The organism is Parapedobacter koreensis, assembly GCF_900109365.1.
Taxonomy (GTDB): domain Bacteria; phylum Bacteroidota; class Bacteroidia; order Sphingobacteriales; family Sphingobacteriaceae; genus Parapedobacter; species Parapedobacter koreensis.
This window is the reverse complement of the sequence record NZ_FNZR01000003.1, coordinates 15,010-35,944: the sequence shown is the minus strand read 5'-3', so window position 1 is coordinate 35,944 and position 20,935 is coordinate 15,010. Positions and strand designations below refer to the sequence as shown.

The window sequence follows — 20,935 nt, the reverse complement described above, 5'->3', positions numbered from 1 at the left end:
ACGCAATATGACTCTTCGATTTTCACTCATCATCAGTATATGCACACTCCTGGCATGCCAATCCCCAGTCAGCGAAAGCCAACAGTTAGCAGAGCGTATAAGCCAGGATACGTTGCTGCAAACCATTAAAACCATGGCCAGAAAAACCGTCCAATCCGGATTTAACGCAGGCGACGGGTACGGTGAAGTGTGGATACGCGATTACAATACATTCATTACCCTGGCCACGGAAATACATCCACCCGATCAAATCAAAGAAAACCTGCGTGTATTTTTCCGGTTGCAGGGCATCGATGGCAACATTGTGGACGGCTTCATTGCCAAAGAAAAAGCAACGGCCGCCGAGGGCGGTTATGTATATATCCACACCCCATTGGAACTTCGGTTTGCTGGCCATAAAAACACGGTAGAAACCGACCAGGAAAGTTCGTTGGTACAGGCCGTATACAAATACATCAAAAAAACCGAAGACCATAGCTTCCTCCAAGAAACAATCGGCAACGAAGCTGTCGCTACCCGTTTGGAGCGGGCCATGGATTTTCTGATGCAGCACCGCTACAATGAGCAATACGGCCTACTTTGGGGAGCGACCACCGTTGACTGGGGAGACGTACAACCCGAGCATTCATGGGGAGTTTATTTGGATGACAACACCCATTATGCCGTCGACATCTATGACAATGCGATGTTCCTGATCGCATTGGATAACCTGACGGCTATGGTGCCGGGTATCAAGGCAAAATGGGATACCATACGTGGCCACATCGCTGCAAACTGCATGCGGCACCTGTGGGACAAAAAACGTCAGCAATTCATTCCACATCTGTACCTCGGTGAATCGCCTTTCCCGACTGATTTTGACGAATCAGAAGTGTACTACCACGGCGGAACGGCGGTAGCCATCGAGGCGGGGTTGCTATCGAAAGAACAAGTGGGCCAGGCGCTCGGCCGCATGGTGGCCAATGTGAAGGAGTCGGGTGCCCCTACCATCGGATTGACAATCTATCCCACCTACCCTGCTGGAAGTTTCCAGAATCCCGGCATGTATCCCTATGGCTACCAAAATGGCGGAGATTGGGATTGGTTTGGTGGCAGGATGATCCAACAGCTCATTCGCCACGGTTTTGTAAAGGAGGCCTATGAACAATTGTGCCCCATGCTGACGCGTGCTGTCGAAAACAATGGATTTTACGAATGGTATTCCATTGCCAATGAGCCAAAAGGATCAGGAACATTCCGTGGTGCTGCCGGTGTACTTTATGATGCCATTAAACTGCTTGAAGATTATGCAGAAACCCATCACCAATAGGCCGATGAAACCTTTCAGCCTGCTGCCCGTCTTAATGACTTTCGTTGTCATGGGATTTGTGGATATCGTGGGGGTATCCACCGGCTATGTCCGACAGGACTTCCACCTGAGCAACCAAGCGGCACAGCTACTTCCGATGATGGTCTTCGGTTGGTTTCTCCTCCTTTCCGTACCCACAGGTATCCTTCAGGATCGATTTGGGAAAAAACGGGCAATGGTTATTGGAATTTTCGTGACCACGGTAGCGATGGTATTGCCGTTTGTCCACTATTCCTTCCCGATGATGCTGGTCACCTTCATCCTGCTTGGTGTCGGGAACACCATGATACAGGTAGCCGCCAATCCGCTATTGCAGGATGCCGTCCCTGCTGAACGGCTCTCCGGCTTCCTCAGCTTTTCCCAATTCCTCAAGGCGATTACGTCATTGCTCGGCCCCCTATTGGCGACCTATGCAGCCATGCAATGGGACAACTGGAAATTGGTGTTTGCCGTATACGCACTCTTTTCGGTAAGCAGTTTGTTGTGGTTGTCCAATACCACGATTCGCGAATCCATTCCGAAAAGCGAGTTGCCCCGCGCAACTTTCCGGTCGGCATTCAGCCTGCTTAGCAACGGCTTTGTAGCGTTAATGGCCGGCGCCATCTTCCTAATTGTCGGTGCAGACGTGGGGATGAATGCCAACATCCAAGGTTTCCTCATCCATTTGCATCAAATCCCGTTGGAACAGGCATCTTATGGCATCAGCATCTATTTTACCGCATTGCTCATCAGCCGCTTCGTTGGCGCATTTTTGCTAATGGTGGCCAATCCCCGTCTTTTCCTGCTAGCTACGACAGCCGTCGCGATAGGGGGGCTTTTTATCCTATGGTTTTCCAGCACGATGACAATTGCTTATGTTGGTATTTTCGTCATCGGAATCGGGGCAGGAAACCTATTTCCGCTCATCTTTTCGGTAGCTATCTCGCGGCTTCCTGAACGGGTAAACGAACTATCCAGCCTCATGATCATGGCAATTACAGGTGGGGCTATCATCCCCCCTGCGATGGGGTTTTTGAATGACATTGCCGGTGCAGTAGCTTCTTTTTCAGTCTTACTGGCTTGTTTTTTGGCCATCTGGTTTATTGGTAGCCGCCTACCAAGGAGATGACCGCTTCTAAGAGGTTGGTCTTAACCCTGGTGGGCCATTCGGATACGCCTGCATTACCTTTTCTTTACCCAAGGAGTAAGGAAAAGGTAAACAAAGGGTAAGGAAAAGGTAAACAATGGGTAAGGAATAGGTAAGCAAAGGGTAAAGAAAAGGTAAACAAAGGGTAAGGAAAAGGTAAGTAAGGGGTAAGGCAATCATAAACAACCGGTAAATCAGGAGTAAACAACCGGTAGAAGAACCAGAAAATTAAAATAATAACTCCCTATAAATAAAAGTTTTCGTAACTTTGCAGTCCCGATAAAAATCGGGAAAAAGGAGAAAAATGAATTAATGGCAAAAAAACAAGAAGCAGAAAAGGAATTAGCAGCAAAAAAAGCTGAACTTCAAGACGCTGAGGACACCTTAGTGAAAGAAAAAGAAGACATCGAGTCGGAAGCCGATTCGAAGTTCATTGACGAAATCAAATCAACTACTTGGAACACCCCCGATGATGATTTTGACTGGGATCGGGACGAAAAAGGTTTTGGCAGCTACAGTGATGAAGAACGCACTAAGTTGGAAGACCTCTATGCCGGTACCTTCAATTCCGTTAACAAAGGGGAAATTGTACGGGGCACCGTTGTATCCATCAACAACAAGGATGTGGTGCTCAACATCGGTTTCAAGTCAGATGGCTTGGTATCCCTTTCTGAATTCCGTGACACCCCCGATTTGAAGGTAGGTGATGCGGTAGACGTATTTGTCGAATCACAAGAAGACGCCAACGGACAGTTGGTGCTTTCGCGCAAACGCGCCAAAACCCAAAAATCCTGGGAAGAAATCAACGAAGCCCTTGAAAATGACACCATCATTGATGGCTTCGTGAAAAGCCGTACCAAAGGTGGTCTTATTGTAGACATCAAAGGTGTGGAAGCCTTCTTACCCGGTTCACAAATTGATATTAAACCCATACGTGATTATGATATCTACGTGGGCAAGACCATGGAATTCAAGGTGGTGAAAATAAACCATGAATTCAAGAATGTGGTTGTATCCCATAAGGTACTTATCGAGGACGATCTGGAAAACCAAAAAACCGAAATCGTTTCCAAACTCGAAAAAGGACAGGTACTGGAAGGTACGGTCAAAAACATTACCGACTTCGGTGTATTCATCGATCTTGGGGGCGTGGATGGCTTGCTGCACATTACAGACATTTCTTGGGGCCGTATCGAGCACCCGAGAGAAGTATTGCAGCTTGACCAAACCATCAATGTGGTGGTATTGGATTTCGACGACGAAAAGAAACGTATTGCACTTGGCTTAAAACAATTGACCGAGCATCCTTGGGCATCCTTGGATCCGTCATTGGAAGTAGGCTCAAAAGTAAAAGGCAAAATCGTGACCGTGGCCGATTACGGTGCATTCCTCGAAATCACTCCTGGTGTAGAAGGTTTGATCCACGTATCGGAAATGTCATGGTCGCAAAACCTGCGTAGCCCACAGGAGTTCCTGAAAGTGGGTGACGAGGTAGAAGCCCAAATACTGACCTTGGATCGTGACGAGCGCAAAATGAGCCTCGGCATTAAACAATTGACGCCTGATCCTTGGAAAAATATTGCAGATCGTTACCCAATAGGTTCTAAACAAAAAGCAGTTGTGAAAAACATGACCAACTTCGGCGTATTTGTAGAACTTGAAGAAGGTATCGACGGCTTGATCCACATCTCCGATCTCTCTTGGTCTAAGAAGATCAACCACCCGAATGAATTTACCAAAGTTGGTGAAGAACTGGAAGTGGTTGTATTGGAGCTTGACGAAGATAACCGCAAGTTGAGCCTTGGCCACAAGCAATTGGAAGAAAACCCATGGGATACCTTCGAGACCATTTTCACGCTTGATTCTATCCACCAAGGAACGGTCATCAAGGTAGGCGAAAAAGGTAATATCGTCGCGTTGCCTTATGGTGTTGAAGGTTTCTGCCCTGCTAAGCACAGCGTGAAAGAAGATGGCAGTGTGCTGAAACTGGATGAAACGGCTGATTTCAAAATCATCGAATTCAATAAGGAAAACAAACGCGTCGTCATTTCGCATTCCCGCATCTGGGAAGACCAACGGGCTGAAGCGCGGATGGAAGAATTCAATAACCGCAAAAAAGAAGCCAGAGCGGCGACTTCTGCGGTGAAAAAGGTGAAAGAATCAGTAGAGAAATCTACATTGGGCGATTTGGACGTTCTTGCACAATTGAAAGAGCAATTGGAAGACGAAGAAAGCGCTAAAAGAGCCAAAAAGTAAGTTGACCGATTAACGAATCAACAGTTAAATACCACTCCCGCTATACTTAGAATATAGCGGGAGTTTTTTTGTCCTGTACAGCCACCTTTTCGTATTCTTGCATTTAAGCAAAACTTTATCGAAGTTTGTTTAACAAATTGACCATCGTATGAAAACCTTTAAAAAAAACCTTATCATCCCGAATATTGCGATACAGATGGCACAGTTGGTTTTGCATATGCGTGGAATAGGGAATGTTCTGCTTATTACCGGAATGCTGGGATACGGCAGCGTATGGGCACAGACGGCCAACCCCGGCTACGATAAGGCACTGGCAGATTCCATGGGTGCCGACGAATATGGGATGAAGTCGTACATCTTCGTTATCCTGAAATCCGGCACCGCCAAAATCGATGATCAGCAAAAAATAGGCGAATTATTCCGGGGCCACATGGACAATATCAACCGGCTTGTTGAGCAGAAAAAACTAATAATCGCCGGGCCATTCGGGGAAAATAGCCACGCCTACCGTGGCCTGTTCATTTTTGATTCCCAAGACAAAGATGAAGTGTCCGCCATGCTACAAACAGATCCCGCCATAAAAGAAAAGCTCCTTGAAGTGGAGCTTTTCGATTGGTATGGTTCTGCGGCATTGCCCGCTTACCTTGAGACAAGCGACAAGGTCACGAAGATCAAGCCTTAGTTACAGCGATTCGATGATGGCATTGAACGTAGTACTTGGCCGCATGGCCTTGCTGGCCAATGTGTCGTCCGGGAAATAATACCCACCGATATCCTGCGCCTTTCCTTGGGCACCGATCAGCTCTTCGTTGATGATGCTTTCATTTGCCGCCAATTTTTCAGCTATCGGAGCAAACATCGCCTTGATAGCCCCATCCTTATCTTGCGCACCCAATGCTTCAGCCCAATACTGTGCTAAATAAAAATGCGAACCCCTGTTGTCTATCTGCCCTACCTTGCGAGCAGGAGACTTGTCGTTCTCCAAGAATTTCTCCGTGGCGGCATCCAGGGCTTCTGCCAGCACCAGCGCTTTGGTATTCCCCAGGGTTTGGCCTACATGTTCCAACGAAACAGCCAACGCCAGAAACTCACCTAATGAATCCCAACGCAAATACCCTTCCTGGAGGAACTGCTCCACGTGTTTCGGCGCAGAACCACCGGCGCCGGTTTCGAACAAGCCACCACCGTTCATCAAGGGGACAATGGACAACATTTTTGCCGATGTGCCCAACTCAAGGATTGGGAACAAATCGGTCAGGTAATCCCGCAATACATTTCCTGTAACAGAGATGGTATCTTCGCCCTTACGAATACGTTCCAACGAAAACTTTGTGGCGTCTACCGGGTTCAGGATACGAATATCCAAGCCCGTCAAATCATGATCCTTCAGGTACGCATTTACCTTTTCAATAATCTGCCTGTCGTGTGCACGATTTTCATCCAACCAGAATACAGCTGGCGTATTGGATAAGCGGGCACGATTTACAGCCAATTTCACCCAATCACGAATCGGCGCATCCTTGGTCTGGCACATCCGGAAAATATCACCCGCTTCCACTTCCTGCGCCATCAATACGGTGCCTTCACCATCTACCACGTGGATGATGCCTTTAGCTGTGGCTTGGAATGTCTTGTCGTGTGACCCATATTCTTCTGCTTTTTGCGCCATCAAACCCACGTTTGACACGGAGCCCATCGTCGAAGGGTCAAGTGCGCCATGCTGCTTGCAATCAGCTATAGCGGCGGCATATACGCCCGAATAGCACCGATCAGGAATCAATGCAATGGTGTCTTGCAATTCCCCATTTTTGTTCCACATCTTCCCTGAGCTGCGTATCATCGCTGGCATGGAGGCGTCCACGATCACATCTGAAGGGACGTGCAAATTGGTGATGCCCCTATCGGAATTGACCATAGCCAAGTCCGGCCCATTTTCAATAGCCTGCGCCAAGGCTGCTTTCACTGCCGCCTCGTCGGGGTGTCCCGCGATTTTCGCATAAACGTCACCAAGGCCATTGCGTGTGTCCACGCCCAACTCGGCAAATAATGCCGCATAGTTAGCGAATACTTCCGCAAAATAGACTTCTACGATAGCCCCGAAAATAATCGGGTCCGACACCTTCATCATGGTGGCTTTCAGGTGTGCCGACAGGAGTACCCCTGTTTCTTTGGCTGCCTTGATTTCCGTGGCAACAAAATCCTTCAATGCGCGGATGCTCAATCGTGATGAATCGATCACCTCGCCTGCCAACAACTTCGCTGGTGATTTTAGCTGTGTCTTGGCACCATCCTCGCCGACGAATTCAATGACGAAGGTGGTATCTTGCGGTACAACGACAGACTGTTCGCTTCCATAGAAGTCGCCATTGGCCATGGAAGCTACGCGAGTTTTAGAGTCGGCCGTCCAAGCGCCCATGGAATGCGGGTGCTGTTTTGCATAGTTCTTCACCGCCCGTGGAGCACGGCGATCCGAATTGCCCTCACGCAGCACCGGATTGACAGCCGAGCCAAGCACCTTAGCGTATTGCGCCTTGATAGCTTTTTCCTCGTCGGTCTTGGGTTCTTCGGGATAATTGGGCACCGCATACCCTTTGGACTGCAACTCGGCAATCGCAGCCTTCAATTGGGGAATGGAAGCCGAGATATTTGGCAACTTGATGATATTAGCTTCCGGCGTGGTGGCCAGTTGCCCGAGTTCGCTCAGGGCATCCCCAGTTTTTTGGTCATCCTTAAGGTATTCCGGGAAGTTTGCAATAATCCGTCCTGCCAACGAAATATCTTTTTCGACGACCGATATGCCCGCCGAGGCTGTAAATGCTTTGATAATGGGTAAAAACGAATACGTGGCCAGCAATGGGGCCTCATCTGTTTTAGTGTAATGAATTTTGGCGTTTTCAGACATGTTATGTACGATCAAAAGTTACTGGTGCGAAAGGTTATTTATTTCCATGAATGGCAACAAATGTAGTCAAAAAATGGTGGGCAGTCAACAGCCTTGCCGGCACTTAACTTAAATAATACTTGTCGCCATTCACTTTTAGCGTTCCCTCATCCAACCGTTTACGGATAAATGCCAAGCGGGCCGCCTCATCGCCCGACTGCATGCCCGAGATAAGGAGATCGATGGTCATTGGCCCATCTGCCAGCACCTCAACAAGCTCCGCCATCAGTTGGTGTTCTACATTTTCATGCCGTTTGGCTTTGATACAGCAATCACAAATGCCGCAGGGCCTCGACTTTTGCTCGCCAAAATAAGCCAGCAACTGTATACTGCGACAGGCCCCATCCTCCAGGTAATGGAAAACCGCTTCCAATTGTTCGCGCTTTGTTTCCTTGCGTATACGGATGTATTGGTTATCAATAAATAATCGGCTACTATCCATTCGCGGCCGCAAAAACTGCAATTGCGGGCTATCCCTTTGCGGAAGGTAGGTGAGAATTTCCATCTTTTGGAGATACCGCAGCATTTCGATAATCGTCGCGGCACTTTTACCCGTCTTGCGGGCGAGGTCATATTCGCGAATGGGGATAAAATAATCAAATGCGCCCCCATAACTCCGCAAGACGGTTTTGATAAACCCATCGTAAGCCATATTTTCCACCTGGAATCTGTAGAGATCCTGTTGATTGGCCTCAAACTTAACCCGCGATGGCAGGTATACATTTTCGCTCACACCGATCCAACCGTCACGTTCAAGAAATTTCAAGGCATTGAGCGTCATTACGACATCTAACTTATAACGGCCACAAAAATCGGCCACATCAAAATCCATTGTAATCCCCTCCCCTGCCCCATAAGCCAATTGGTAATAATTACCCAATTGCTGGTAGACTTGTTTGATGAAATCAATCGGAGGGAAGCTCAACTCAAAGTTCTTGAGCAGGCGGTCACGATCGCTTCCATGATGCAGCAGCACTGCGTATGCTTTCTTGCCATCACGCCCCGCCCGGCCGGCTTCTTGGAAATAAGCTTCCAATGAATCCGGCAGATCCAGATGGATGACAAAACGCACATCAGGTTTATCTATGCCCATGCCGAAGGCATTGGTAGCAACGATAACCCGCGCGGCGTTGGTTTTCCAAGCTTCCTGCTTACGCGCGCGTTCGGGTGTTTCCAAGCCCGCATGGTAAAAATCAGCTGACACCCCTTCATGCAGCAAGATACGTGTCACTTCCTGCGTTTCACGCCGGTTGCGGACGTACACGATGCCGCTGCCCCCCAACTTGCGGATGATACGCAACATACGTCCCATCTTATCTTCCTCCTCAAAGGCCATGTAAGCGAGATTACCCCTCAAAAAGCTTTTCTTCAGTACATTGATGGCAGAAAACCCCAGTTTTTCCTGGATGTCGTCCACTACCCTAGCGGTGGCTGTAGCGGTGAGCGCGAGAAAAGGCACATTGGGATGCAATGCCCGCAATGAGGCAATATTTAAGTAAGCCGGTCTGAAATCATAACCCCACTGCGAAATGCAATGTGCCTCATCGACGGTGAATAGGTTGACCTTCATGTGCCGGATCCGTTCCTGCACCAACTCGCTTGCGAGCCGTTCTGGAGAAAGGTAGAGGAATTTCACCGGACCGTAGATGCAATTGTCCAAGGCAATATCTACCTCCCGTTTCGTCATGCCCGAAAAAACGGCTATGGCCTCAATCCCTCTAGCTTTGAGGTTTTCCACTTGGTCTTTCATCAACGCGATAAGTGGTGTCACCACGATGCATATGCCGGCCTTGGCCAGCGCCGGCACCTGAAAACAAATCGATTTGCCACCTCCAGTCGGCATCAATGCCAGTGTGTCACGACCACCCAGTACCGATTGAATGATCTCCTCCTGTAAAGGCCGAAACGACTCATGTTTCCAGTATTTACGCAGGATTTCTACACTGTTCATTGCGATTGGGCTTCTACCCCCCAAACATACAAAATTATCCTTAGCCGCGCATGCAAGGCTGGTGGGATACGCGTGTTGGACAGTTGCATAAAAGGCGATGCCACGGCAAAGATAGCCGTGGCATGAATACAAACACCCCCAATTGGTGGGTATAGCAAACCTACAAATTGCTATTTGGTGCTAAATGCATATCACTTATCGCCAACCAATGTCAAATCAAGTGTTTTGACCCCTGTGAGTGGCCGTATGCCCGGTTCAGGCGCATTCGTGTACTGCGCGGTAATCCGCAAAACGGCCGGTTCATCGTTACCAAAAGGCGGTTTAGCAATGATGATACCTTTAGCGGGCAAGGATTTCCTGCCATCTGATATTTCTGCCAATGAAAGGATCCATTGTACAATACGTTGCGCTTCAGCTTCTTTCATATCGGGATGTGCCGCCATGGCTACTTCCCCCCAGACACCGCTGCCACCTTTCACAACTTTCTCTACCAAATACGTCGGCGAATCATGCTTACCCCGGTAACGTGTGGCCACTTGCATAAAGGATGGCCCTATGCTCGGTTCGTCAAGTTTATGGCAAGATTGGCAGTCTGACGCCTGCATCAGGCTCCGTCCCTCAATAAGTTGTGATGCCTGTTGATGGCCCGTCGACGCTCCGGCTAGATCCGTACCCTGCAGGTAGTCTACCGTCACCACCAAGTTGTCCGGGTTGATGGCACGTCCACCATCGTCTATCCGCACTTCATATGCAATGGCATCGCCCATATGAAATGTCCTTTCCGGATTAGCGACAAGAATATCTATAGCCGGACGGTCATTCCCAGCATACACCAGTATTGGGGAACTTGTAGCCCGCCCACTGTTGGAATCCTCAACCGTGACGCTAATGCCATGCTCGCCCACGGTTTCCAATGTATGTGTAAGCATAGGCCCGTCTGTCTGTACGCATACACCGTCGATATGCCATTGATAAGTCAGTGGATCGTTTTCATCATCCATGACATCCACGCGGGCATTTACGGTAAAAGGCACATCGCCACTATTCCGGTCGACTGTAAGCCCACCTATCTTCGGCGGGATATTGTCAGGATAGTAATCAATCCGGGCAATACCAGCATCGGGATTTTTCGAGTACCATCCCTTACCGTATTCCAAGACATAAAGTCTCCCATCCCTGCCTACCTCCATATCGATGGGGCTGGCAAACGATTCACCCTCCATGAACGGTTCCAGTCGGTCAAAATCTCCATTTGGCAGCATGGTCACCACCTTCACCCAGCCCCTTACCCAATCATAGATAACTAATTTATCGTCATAGTAGTCGGGATAACGTGTTGCTTTCGGGAACCGATCCACATGGTATACCGGCCCCGCCATAGCATTACGGCCGCCGGTACCCACCTGCGGAAAATCAGGAGACGCCGCATAAGGATACCAGATAAATGCTGGCTGCGCTGGCGGAAGCCTATTGAGCCCGGTATTGTTGGGTGATGTATTTGCCGGGCCTTCAGGGTCGAACAACGGCCCCGATTGGCCAGTGCCGTAATCATACGAACGATAAGCATAATTGGCTCCGACAAAGAATGGCCACCCGAAAAATCCAGCCTCGCGCGCTTGATTGACCTCATCATAACCGCGCGGACCCCGCGTGTCCACACGGTCTTCACCAGCATCCGGCCCTACCTCACCCCAATAGAGAAAGTTGGTCTTCGGGTCAACGGATATGCGGTACGGATTGCGTGTGCCCATGACGTAAATCTCCGGCCGGGTATGCTGTTGTCCCACAGCAAACAAGTTGCCTTCCGGTATATCGTAGGTTCCGTCGGCCAGTACGTTTATTCGGAGAATCTTGCCCCGCAAATCATTGGTATTGCCGGAGGATCGGCGGGCGTCGTATTGCTCGAAACCGGAGCGGCCATCCATCGGCGCAAATCCCTGATTTTTGTACCGGGAAGGATCCGGTTGGTCAAAAGGCGTGGAATTATCGCCAGTGGATAGATACAGCAGTCCGTCACTGCCAAAAGCGATGGACCCTCCGGTATGGCAGCAGATGTCCCGCTGTGAATAAAACTGAAGGATAACCTGCTCAGACGCCCTATCCAATGTATCCCGGTCATACACAAAACGGGACAGGCGGTTTACGGAAGTATCCGTGGGGCTATAAAAAAGGTATACGTAGTTGTTTTTTTCAAACGCCGGATCCAGGGCCATTCCCAATAGTCCCTCCTCGGCATTCACATTGGGCACTTCGGTACGATGGTATACATCCAACTGTCCCACTTGCTTTATTGTTCCCGTAGCCTGTTGATACAGCAGCAATTCACCCCTACGTTGGGCCACCAAGATATCCGAATTGGGAAGCAAGGCCATTTCGGTAGGTTCAAACAGTTCGCCCTTCATCAGTTGCGTCTTCACGAACCGTTTCCGTTCGGGGACAAGTTTGCTTTTGGCTTTCCGATAATCCAGTTTTTCATTATTTCCAATCGCATAACGGATGCCACCAAGGATGTGCCGCAGTTGCAATGAATCCTGAAACGATTCGGCCGAGTGTCCAAATGCCGTGAAAAACGACCTGCCGCCATCGAAGTCATGGTACCATGCCATGGGATGGCTATCGCCATGGGTACCCCCTTCGTAGCTATGCTCATCGATGGTGATGAGCACCTTGATGTCAGGCGAAATGCGTTTGAAATTGTACCATTCATCGGCATAAGTAAACGTCTCCGGCAACCCTTCGGTAGCCGGATGCTGGGAATTCACCACCCGAAACCGGGCCTCCTGGGGGCGGGGATGGTCTTGGAAATAAGCGCCCACTAATCGGCCATACCAGCCCCAGTCGTATTCCGCATCGTTTGCAGCATGGATACCTACAAATCCGCCACCGGACTGGATGTACCGCTCAAGAGCCACTTCCTGGTATTGATCGAGGATATCGCCGGTGGTACTCAGGAAAACCACGGCCGAATACTGCTTCAAACTGTCTTCGTTAAACCTATTCGCATCCGTGGTCGTATCCACGTCAATACCGTTATTTGCACCCATTTTAAGCAATGCGGCGTTGCCGGCAGGTATGGACTCGTGGTAAAAAGCGGCCGTTTTGCTGAATACCAGGATGCGGGGATTTCCCTCGCGTTTGTCGCTGCATGTCTGCAAAAACACCGACATGCCGGCAAGCAACAGCATGGCGCGGACTACCGTGAAAAATTTAAGCCACCGTTGAATCATCATCAAATGCATGTTTCGCCTACTCGTATTGGTTCCAAAAGATAAATGTACCCCGGTTGGTCGCTGTGATAATATCTACCCGGCCATCCCCGTTTAAGTCAATGGCATCGACTTCGGACCCTGCACCGGATCGGTTGTGGATCAACTCCGGCACAAACTCCGCACCACCGGGGGCATCGGGGTTACGTACTGTACGGTACCAGTAAAGCACCGGCGGACCATAAGGATCGGGATCATAATAATTGTCCAGGTGTGTAAAATAGCGCTTCCCCACGATAAAATCGAGCACACCATCACCATCGACATCCGCAAATGTAGCTCCATGGGCTTGCGAAAAGGTCACGCCTCCAGCGCCATCCCTTGAGTAATCATCGCTGATCATATGCCGGACAAACGAAATGCTATCCCGCCCATCCCGTTGCTGCTCGAACCAAGCGAAGCCAAATCCATGTACATTGAGACTGGTGACCACGTCATTCAGTCCATCCCCATTGACGTCATAGACGGCCATGATGGCACCGCCTACGTTGCTGCCGCGATGGCCATAACGTCCGAAAGCGACGGGGTGGTAGTTCCATAACTGTCCCTCCAGCGTGGCTGGCTGTTCCCACCACCCGTAGGGACCGAGGATATCCAATTTGCCGTCCCCATTGATATCACCCGTGCCGATGCCGTGGGCCAGCACATACCCGTCTTCGGAAACACGGTATTCCTTCCAAGGCCGGGTCGGATCATCGCCATCCGGCTTGGCATAACGAAGTGAACCATTTGCGCCATAGATAAGCTCCGGTTTGCCATCCCCGTCGATATCCTTGAAATCCGTGATTTCAGTCTGAACTTCCTTGATAACGACATGCTCTGCCCATCGGCGCGAAGCGTTCCCTGGATTCAGGTACAGCACCGCCCGCGAAGGGCTCACCAACACATCGGGCCAGCCATCACCGTTGAAGTCATAGGTATATTGCACATTGACAGCGGTAAATTCCTTTGAAGGGCTCACCGCTATTGCCGGGAAAATTTCACGATGGGTGGTAAAATCGGGGCCATAAAAGATATTGGGGCCCGAAATGACATCCAGATGCCCATCGCGGTTGAAATCCGCGGCATCAGCGCCCCACGAATAATACATATCGCTTATCCGCTGCGACTTGAAATGCGCTGACGTTTCTTCATCCGGCGTAAAGCGGAGGGCGATATCCTTGATGCCCACATCCTTGAACTGCACACTTCCCTCGCCTGCGGCATACAATGCCACCGGTCCGTACCCTTCCAGGTATGCATCGGCAGCTCCACCGATTTCCCGACCGTCATTAAGAAATGCGCGGATGGTATTTAAGTCAAAAAACACTTCAATCTGATTCCACACGCCCTGCTGATAGTCGGTATTGGGTGGACTTATTGGGCGGTAAACATCGGGGGGGTTGGGACGTTGAAAATTACCGACAGCACGGCTGTCCTCTTCCGGCGGCGGGGCCAACCGATACCAGATTCCCCCTGCCCGGCGCAGGGGCTCCTGCTGTTGCAGATTTCCGTCAGCATCCAGGGTTACTGCATACAATCCCACATCACCAATTTTGAGAGAAAGGTATATACCGCGGTATCCGGATGATTGCTGCTCCAAGCGGAACAGCAATCCCGTTTCGGCGGTTCCCTCGCATTTAAACAATGCCCTGAAACCAATATCCTGATAAGACTGGTTGCTTACCAACCATCCCCGCATGGGCTTACCCGATGACGATTGCGCCCGCAGCTCGCCATCCGTTGCGTGCCATGCCGTGTTTCCCAGAGCCTTCCATTCTGCCAGCTCGTTTCCCTTAAACGTCCAGTCGGGCAGGAACGTCATGCTCGGCGCAACCACCGCGCTGTCCTGTGCAGGCTGTGCTGTTGCCTGAAACGCAAACAGCACAGCAAAAAGATAGCTATAATACTTCATCAGTACCCAGGATTTTGGACTATTTTACCTCCGCTCAAATTGATTTCGGTTTGAGGTATGGGAAATATCTCATTGATTCCATCCCTGAACCCTTCGCCTTTGGCGGTATTGTATTTGGCAGCATAGGCTCTCAATACCTGTCCTGCACGGTCCTGCCGTACCAGCTCAAAGAAGCGTTCATACTCCTGTCCGAATTCGACTCGCTGCTCATGCCAGATGGCTGATCGCAAGGCATCCTTATCAGTCACCGTAATATCGGGCAATACGTCATTATTACCCTGTCTGGCCCGCCTACGCACTTCATTCAGGTAATGTAAAGCATCTGTGGTCTTACCGATTTCATTGGCTGCTTCGGCATACCACAGGTACACCTTTCCTAACCGCATATAGATATCGTCTCTTCCCGCCTGTACTGAACCTTGTATTCGCTCATAATCCGGCACGTAGTATTTCTTAACAAGATAGCCTGTCGTGCTGTTTCCCACGTTTGCTATCCAGCCATCCGGCATGACATCACCATTTTTATAAACCGTTTGGTTTAGCCGCGGATCGCCGGGTTCAAAAGCATCCACGAAATCCTGTGTAGGCAAATTAAAGCCCCAGCCATTTTTGGCCCGACTACCAAAGGTGGTACCGATATTATTATTATTTGCAGGTTGTGCACCCTGGTCGTTTAAAAATTTAACCTGGAAAATGTGTTCGCTACTGGTTTCTCCAGCTCTCATAAACATTTCCAGGTAGTCTGAACTTAACGCATACTGACCGGAGGCTATTACTTTACCAAACCACTCTTCCGCCTTCGCAAAGTCATTCAGATACAAATATGCCTTACCCAGATAGGCCTGTGCAGCGCCTTTCGTAGCGCGGCCATGATCTGCTGCACTGTATTCGGAAGCTTCCGGCAATACCGCTTCCGCTTCGGTAAAGTCCTTAATAAGCTGCGCCCAAACCTCCGCTTTGGGCGACCGCACCAAATCAAAAGATTCAAGTTCGGAAGAAAGTACCAGCGGCACATCACCAAAGGCTTTCACCAAATTGAAATAATACCAGCCTCTCAAAAACTTAACTTCAGCAAGGAAGCGGGCTTTCAGGTTTTCGTCCATTTGTATGTTTACAATATGCTCAAGCACCAAATTGACGCGGCGAATCCCTATATAGGAAACCTGGTAAGCAAACCGGGTCGCATCGTTGTCTGCGGGAATATTAAAAAGCTGCACCTGTTGCGCATATAACTGGTCAGAACCGGACTCACCGCCTTTATCCGTATCATCTGAAGCCACATTCCCCAACACCCAATGCATATAACCCGTTCCCACATACGTACAACACCAATTGTTGCCGGCAGCGGGCGTATAAGCGGCGGTTACCGCTCTTACGGCATCGTCTGGCGTTACATAGTTCACGTCAGTACTCAATTGTGCCAACGGCGTCTTATATAAGACTTTTTTACACCCTTGGTTGGTTAAAAGTAAACCGGACAGTATAGTAATATAAGCTAAGTACTTCATCTTTAATAGTTTTACTTCTACTAAAATTTATTTCTTGACACTAAAAACCCACATTAAACCCTACCGTGTAAATACGGGGAATAGGATAATTGGTCTCATCGATTCCGATATATAGCGGGTTCGCGTCCCGATTCGTTCCTATTTCCGGATCAAAACCTGGGTATTTTGTAAACACAAATGCATTTTGAACCGATACATATACCCTCGCATTGCGTAAAAGAGCCCGTTTCACGGGTATGTTATAGGCCAGTTGAATATTTCTGACCCGGAGGTATGAGCCATCTTCTACGTAATAGGTAGAAGAACGCATGTTGTTGTTCGGATCGCTTGTGGTCTGCCGTGGCATCGTGTTGCTGGTGCCCGGACCTGTCCACCGGTTATCCCAAACATTCTTGGTATAGTTGAAGAAGCTTGCCCCTTCTGTCCTGAATTTAAACGCCTGGAAAATGTCATTTCCGTAAGTTCCCTGCAACAGTACTTTCAAATCCAACCCTTTATAGGAAATCCCCCCATTTATGCCATATGTAAACTTGGGCCACGGGTTGCCAATAATCGTCTGATCATTGGCATCGATCACATCATTACCATCCAGGTCGCGGAATTTAAAGTCGCCCGGCGCAGTACCGTTACTTTGAACGGCATGTGCTGCAATCTCATCCTCCGACTGGAACACGCCATCCACGATCCAGCCGTAAAAAGAGGCGATCGGCGCTCCCACCTGTGTGGAATTCATCAGTCCTACGAAACTCAGGAATTGCTGAATGGAGGTACCCGAGTTACTCAGCGCGGTTACCTTATTTTTATTGAAGGCTATATTTCCCGACACTTCAAAATTGATTCCGCTGCTGGTCGAATGATTGTACCCCAGCATGGCTTCAATTCCTTTATTAAGCACATCACCGCCATTTACATAAGGAGCCGTAGTAATACCTGCGTATCCTACCAGCGGCACCTGCAACAGCATATCGGTCGTTTTCTTATAATACCAGTCAAAAGAAGCATTCACTTTCCCCCCGAATCCGGTAAAATCAAAACCGAGATTTGTTTCCCGGGTTGACTCCCATTTTAAGTCCGGATTACCCAGGGTAGTGGGTGCCTGGCCTCTTACAACGGCATTGCCAAAGGCGTAATTAACATTCGGCGTAACAAGGTGCGCGAAAGCGTAGTTTGGCAATGAACTCTGGTTGCCCAATGAGCCCCATCCGCCTCTTAACATGAGGTTGCTTACCCAATTTGCATCTTTCAGGAAATTCTCTTCCGATATTTTCCACCCCAGTGAAAAAGAAGGGAAACTACCATATTTGTTGTTTTCGCCAAAACGGGAAGAACCGTCCACACGAAAATTAACCGTTGTAAAATATTTTCCGGCAAAGTTGTAGTTAACACGTCCTAAATAAGATAGGATACCCCATTCCCCGGCACCCCCTGTGGCGCTGAAATTGGAAATCGCAAGGTCGAGATAACGAATACCCTCATTGTCGGTGGCTGCGGGAGGAAGCCCCCTTCCTGATGCGTTAATATTTTGCCGGTATGATTCCTGTACGGTGAAACCTCCTAACACCTCCAGGTTGTGTTCGCCAAATTCTTTCTGGTATGTCAATGTATTTGCCCAACTGTACTCGTTAAAGCGACTTTCTTGCTCGGCAAGCGTAGCCACGTCGTTAAACTGGGAAGTAGAAACCCGATACACCGGTGTAAAGGTTTTTCGTTCGCTTCTACCCATATTGAAATTAAGCTGAGAACGGAAAACTAATCCTTCCAGTGGCGTAATATCGAGATAAGCATTCCCGTTGATTACGGGACGTTTGGTGTCATCATTGACATAACTTAAAGCAGCTGCCGGGTTACTGGAATTCAAAGAGTTTGCGGAGAAACCCCAACTTCCATCCGGGTTTTTTACAGGTATTTCCGGGTTGGCTGTTAACGTGCTATTTAATACGCCATATCCAAACTCCGAAATATTACTGTACGTGGCCAGACTCGTGGACAGGTTTTGCCCTAAACTTATAAAATCATTGATCTTATGTGAAGAATTGACGCGAAGACTAATCCGGTCAAACGTGCTGTTCTTAACAATACCATCCTGCTTGGTGTAACCAGCAGAAAAATAAAACCTGCTTGATTCATTACCGCCACTGGCGGCAAGACCCACATCCGTCATCGGAGCAAGGCGAAATATTTCCTTTTGCCAGTTGGTCCCCTCGCCTAACGCTTCCGGATCCGGATAGAGTGGGGCCTGCCCGGCATTCACCAGACCTTCGTTATACAAGGTGGCGTATTGCATGGCATTGGTCATCGGGAAATACCGCTGAATCTGCTGTAATCCCTGAGAAAAATTAACGTCCAGCTGGGTTTTCCCGGCCCGGCCTTGTTTGGTCGTGATCAGCACGACGCCGTTGGCACCTTGGGCGCCATAAATGGCCGCAGCACTTGCACTCTTCAGCACCTGGATACTCTCGATCTGATCGGGTGCGATATCAATGGCTTCGACATTGGGGTTACCGTCTATCACATACAAAGGCTCGGAGTTATTTACTGTACCGGTACCCCTCACGCGGATTAACAAACCGGACCCCGGCGCACCAGAGTTCTGTGATACCTGCAATCCCGGCACCTTACCTTGCAGGGCCTGTCCCACTTGCAACACAGGTTCATCTTCAAGCTCTTTCGATGTAACCGAAGCAATGGCACCGGTAACGTCGCTGCGTCGTTGCGTACCATAACCAACGACCACCACTTCCTCCAACGAAGAAGTGCTTTCCGCCAGCGTCACGCGGAGCGTGCGCTGCTGCCCAACCGGAATACGTTGTTCTACATAGCCAATCAATGAGAATACCAACACGGCATTCTCCGGTACGGTGATGGAAAACCGACCTTCTTCATCGGTTGCCGCACCTTGGGTGCCGCCCGCTGCCTTAATGGTGACTCCGGCCAGTGGTACATTATCCTTGTCCTGAACCTGACCATTTATGGTCACATCTGCCATGCTTTTGGATTCCAGCGGTTCAGGATGTTTTTCATCCACTAACCGGACGTTAATATTGTTGCTGACTGCCTTAAAGCGAAGTTTGGATTGTCGTGAGATCTCGTCCAATAGTGCGCGGATAGTAATATTACGCTCCTTTATCGTAAACGTTTTACTGTAGGTCAGCACTTCTTTGTCATAGACGAAATTCAAACCGGTTTTTGCTTCGACCGTTTGGAACAACTCGGCAACTTTTACATTGCGGATATTTAAATCGATCGTTCCTTCCAACAGGCTGGTTACCCCTCTTGGTTTCAAGGTATGCTGTACAAACGAAACAGCAGCTACTTGGTCACGCAAACGTTGGCGTGCAAACACCCAAGTCATACTCAGTTGTGACAAAAGGATTCCCAATACCAATCCTCTTGCCTTAAACGACAAGTGTAATCTAAAAATTTCCATAATATAGGTTTTATTAATTAATTGGTTATAACTAACATTTATTATAGATCACCGACCACGGCCGTTAGTCGCCAATACTACAAATCAAAAAATGTCACTATTGACGCTTTTTATTGACCTACGTCGGGTCGCATAACTTATTGGTTAACTATCAGCATGACATTGTCCCCGTCAATTTTATAACTAATGCCATATACAAACATGAGTCCTTTGAGGATATTGTCTAATTCTTCATTTTGGTACCGTCCATTGATTCTCCATTCCTTGGATGCTTTACCGAAAACCTGAAAATCAACACCATACCAATTTTCCATTTTCACAATAAAATCATCCAAGCTTGCATCTTTCAAATAAATGATACCATCTTTCCAGGCGGTTATTTCTTGGATGTCAAACGTATGTTTCTCCGATTTTCCCAAGTGCCAATTATAGCTGAACTGTTCTCCTGGTTTCAAGACCGAACCCCCTATTCCTTCCTTATTACCCGCCACATCAACACTGACTTTGCCCGACACTAAAGACACCTCCGTTGCGAGCTCCTCTTCCACAGCCCTTACATTGAACGAAGTACCAAACACCTGTGTTTCAATTCCCTGAGCCGAAACAATAAAGGGCACCGTGTCGATGCGTACCACTTCGAAGAAAGCCTCTCCCTTGAGCTCCACTCTTCGGATAGCAGCATTAAAATGTAATGGAAATTGTAACGTACTTTCCGCGTTGAGGTAAACCGTAGTTCCATCCGGTAAGATTTCCTTATGCCGTTGCCCTTTTCCTGTCTGTATGATCTTGCATTCATTTAAAAACCGCTCGGGTTTAATCTGAATCCGCGATGTGAAATCGTCGGTCAGCAAAATCAAGCCAAAACAAAGCACCAATACCGCTACCACCTTCATCCACCACCTCACGTTGCTGTAGAAATCGGACGTACGACTGCCTTTGAACTGATGCTTTTCAGAAGCGATGATCTTTCCTAACAACGCTTCTTTTTCGTCGTCCGAAAGCTGTTCATGTTTGAAACTTATCCGATCGACAAACTCTCGTGCTTTCTTGACCACATTTGTAGCGTCGGGATGTTCTGCCATCCATTTTCTCCAGAAATAATTTCGTTCCTCGTTGGGATTGATCACCCAATCACGGAACCCTTTGTTCATAATCAACCGGAGGAATATTTCAAATTCGTGCACGTTCACCTTACAATTCGCTTACTATTATAATAAA

11 protein-coding genes are annotated in these 20,935 nt (G+C 48.8%); 4 read left to right on the top strand and 7 right to left on the bottom strand.

Annotated elements, in window-relative coordinates; genetic code table 11:
* The first annotated feature begins 7 nt into the window (after positions 1–7).
* From BMW65_RS07860 to BMW65_RS07845, 4 genes are all read left to right on the top strand, one after another.
* Complete coding sequence (locus tag BMW65_RS07860; protein WP_090604370.1) at positions 8–1,309, top strand: glucosidase family protein; 1,302 nt, start codon at positions 8–10, stop codon at positions 1,307–1,309.
* Complete coding sequence (locus tag BMW65_RS07855) at positions 1,287–2,456, top strand: MFS transporter (protein WP_218145369.1); 1,170 nt, start codon at positions 1,287–1,289, stop codon at positions 2,454–2,456. Before BMW65_RS07860 ends, BMW65_RS07855 begins: the two co-directional genes overlap by 23 nt.
* A 330-nt stretch (positions 2,457–2,786) precedes the next feature.
* On the top strand, positions 2,787–4,730 hold the full coding sequence (rpsA, locus tag BMW65_RS07850; protein ID WP_090604368.1) for a 30S ribosomal protein S1: 1,944 nt from the start codon (positions 2,787–2,789) through the stop codon (positions 4,728–4,730).
* A 148-nt stretch (positions 4,731–4,878) separates the two neighbouring features.
* Entirely contained in the window at positions 4,879–5,412 is a 534-nt protein-coding gene (locus BMW65_RS07845; RefSeq protein ID WP_218145368.1) for a YciI family protein, read from the top strand.
* Here BMW65_RS07845 and BMW65_RS07840 read toward each other — a convergent pair whose 3' ends face one another.
* From BMW65_RS07840 to BMW65_RS07810, 7 genes are all read right to left on the bottom strand, one after another.
* A complete protein-coding gene (locus tag BMW65_RS07840; RefSeq protein ID WP_090604366.1) occupies positions 5,413–7,632 on the bottom strand; it encodes an NADP-dependent isocitrate dehydrogenase in 2,220 nt (739 codons plus the stop codon).
* A gap of 103 nt (positions 7,633–7,735) precedes the next feature.
* Positions 7,736–9,622, bottom strand: a complete 1,887-nt coding sequence (locus BMW65_RS07835; protein ID WP_090604364.1) for a RecQ family ATP-dependent DNA helicase — start codon at positions 9,620–9,622, stop codon at positions 7,736–7,738.
* A gap of 191 nt (positions 9,623–9,813) precedes the next feature.
* Positions 9,814–12,852: a ThuA domain-containing protein gene (locus BMW65_RS07830; RefSeq protein WP_177181051.1), complete on the bottom strand. Its 3,039-nt coding sequence runs from the start codon at positions 12,850–12,852 to the stop codon at positions 9,814–9,816.
* A gap of 16 nt (positions 12,853–12,868) precedes the next feature.
* A complete protein-coding gene (locus BMW65_RS07825) occupies positions 12,869–14,782 on the bottom strand; it encodes an FG-GAP-like repeat-containing protein (RefSeq protein WP_090604360.1) in 1,914 nt (637 codons plus the stop codon).
* Positions 14,782–16,290, bottom strand: coding sequence for a RagB/SusD family nutrient uptake outer membrane protein (locus tag BMW65_RS07820; protein WP_090604358.1), 1,509 nt, complete (start codon positions 16,288–16,290; stop codon positions 14,782–14,784). The genes BMW65_RS07825 and BMW65_RS07820 overlap by 1 nt, the downstream gene beginning before the upstream one ends.
* Positions 16,291–16,330: 40 nt before the next feature.
* Positions 16,331–19,717 (bottom strand): SusC/RagA family TonB-linked outer membrane protein, encoded by a 3,387-nt coding sequence (locus BMW65_RS07815; RefSeq protein ID WP_090604356.1) that lies wholly within the window; start codon positions 19,715–19,717, stop codon positions 16,331–16,333.
* A gap of 137 nt (positions 19,718–19,854) precedes the next feature.
* Positions 19,855–20,907 (bottom strand): FecR family protein, encoded by a 1,053-nt coding sequence (locus tag BMW65_RS07810; protein ID WP_090604354.1) that lies wholly within the window; start codon positions 20,905–20,907, stop codon positions 19,855–19,857.
* Positions 20,908–20,935 lie beyond the last annotated feature (28 nt).

Coding starts and splice junctions, on each gene's coding strand:
- BMW65_RS07860 (WP_090604370.1), top strand. CDS start 8: ATGACTCTTCGATTTTCACTCATCATCAGTATATGCACACTCCTGGCA.
- BMW65_RS07855 (WP_218145369.1), top strand. CDS start 1,287: ATGCAGAAACCCATCACCAATAGGCCGATGAAACCTTTCAGCCTGCTG.
- rpsA (WP_090604368.1), top strand. CDS start 2,787: ATGGCAAAAAAACAAGAAGCAGAAAAGGAATTAGCAGCAAAAAAAGCT.
- BMW65_RS07845 (WP_218145368.1), top strand. CDS start 4,879: ATGAAAACCTTTAAAAAAAACCTTATCATCCCGAATATTGCGATACAG.
- BMW65_RS07840 (WP_090604366.1), bottom strand. CDS start 7,632: ATGTCTGAAAACGCCAAAATTCATTACACTAAAACAGATGAGGCCCCA.
- BMW65_RS07835 (WP_090604364.1), bottom strand. CDS start 9,622: ATGAACAGTGTAGAAATCCTGCGTAAATACTGGAAACATGAGTCGTTT.
- BMW65_RS07830 (WP_177181051.1), bottom strand. CDS start 12,852: ATGATGATTCAACGGTGGCTTAAATTTTTCACGGTAGTCCGCGCCATG.
- BMW65_RS07825 (WP_090604360.1), bottom strand. CDS start 14,782: ATGAAGTATTATAGCTATCTTTTTGCTGTGCTGTTTGCGTTTCAGGCA.
- BMW65_RS07820 (WP_090604358.1), bottom strand. CDS start 16,290: ATGAAGTACTTAGCTTATATTACTATACTGTCCGGTTTACTTTTAACC.
- BMW65_RS07815 (WP_090604356.1), bottom strand. CDS start 19,717: ATGGAAATTTTTAGATTACACTTGTCGTTTAAGGCAAGAGGATTGGTA.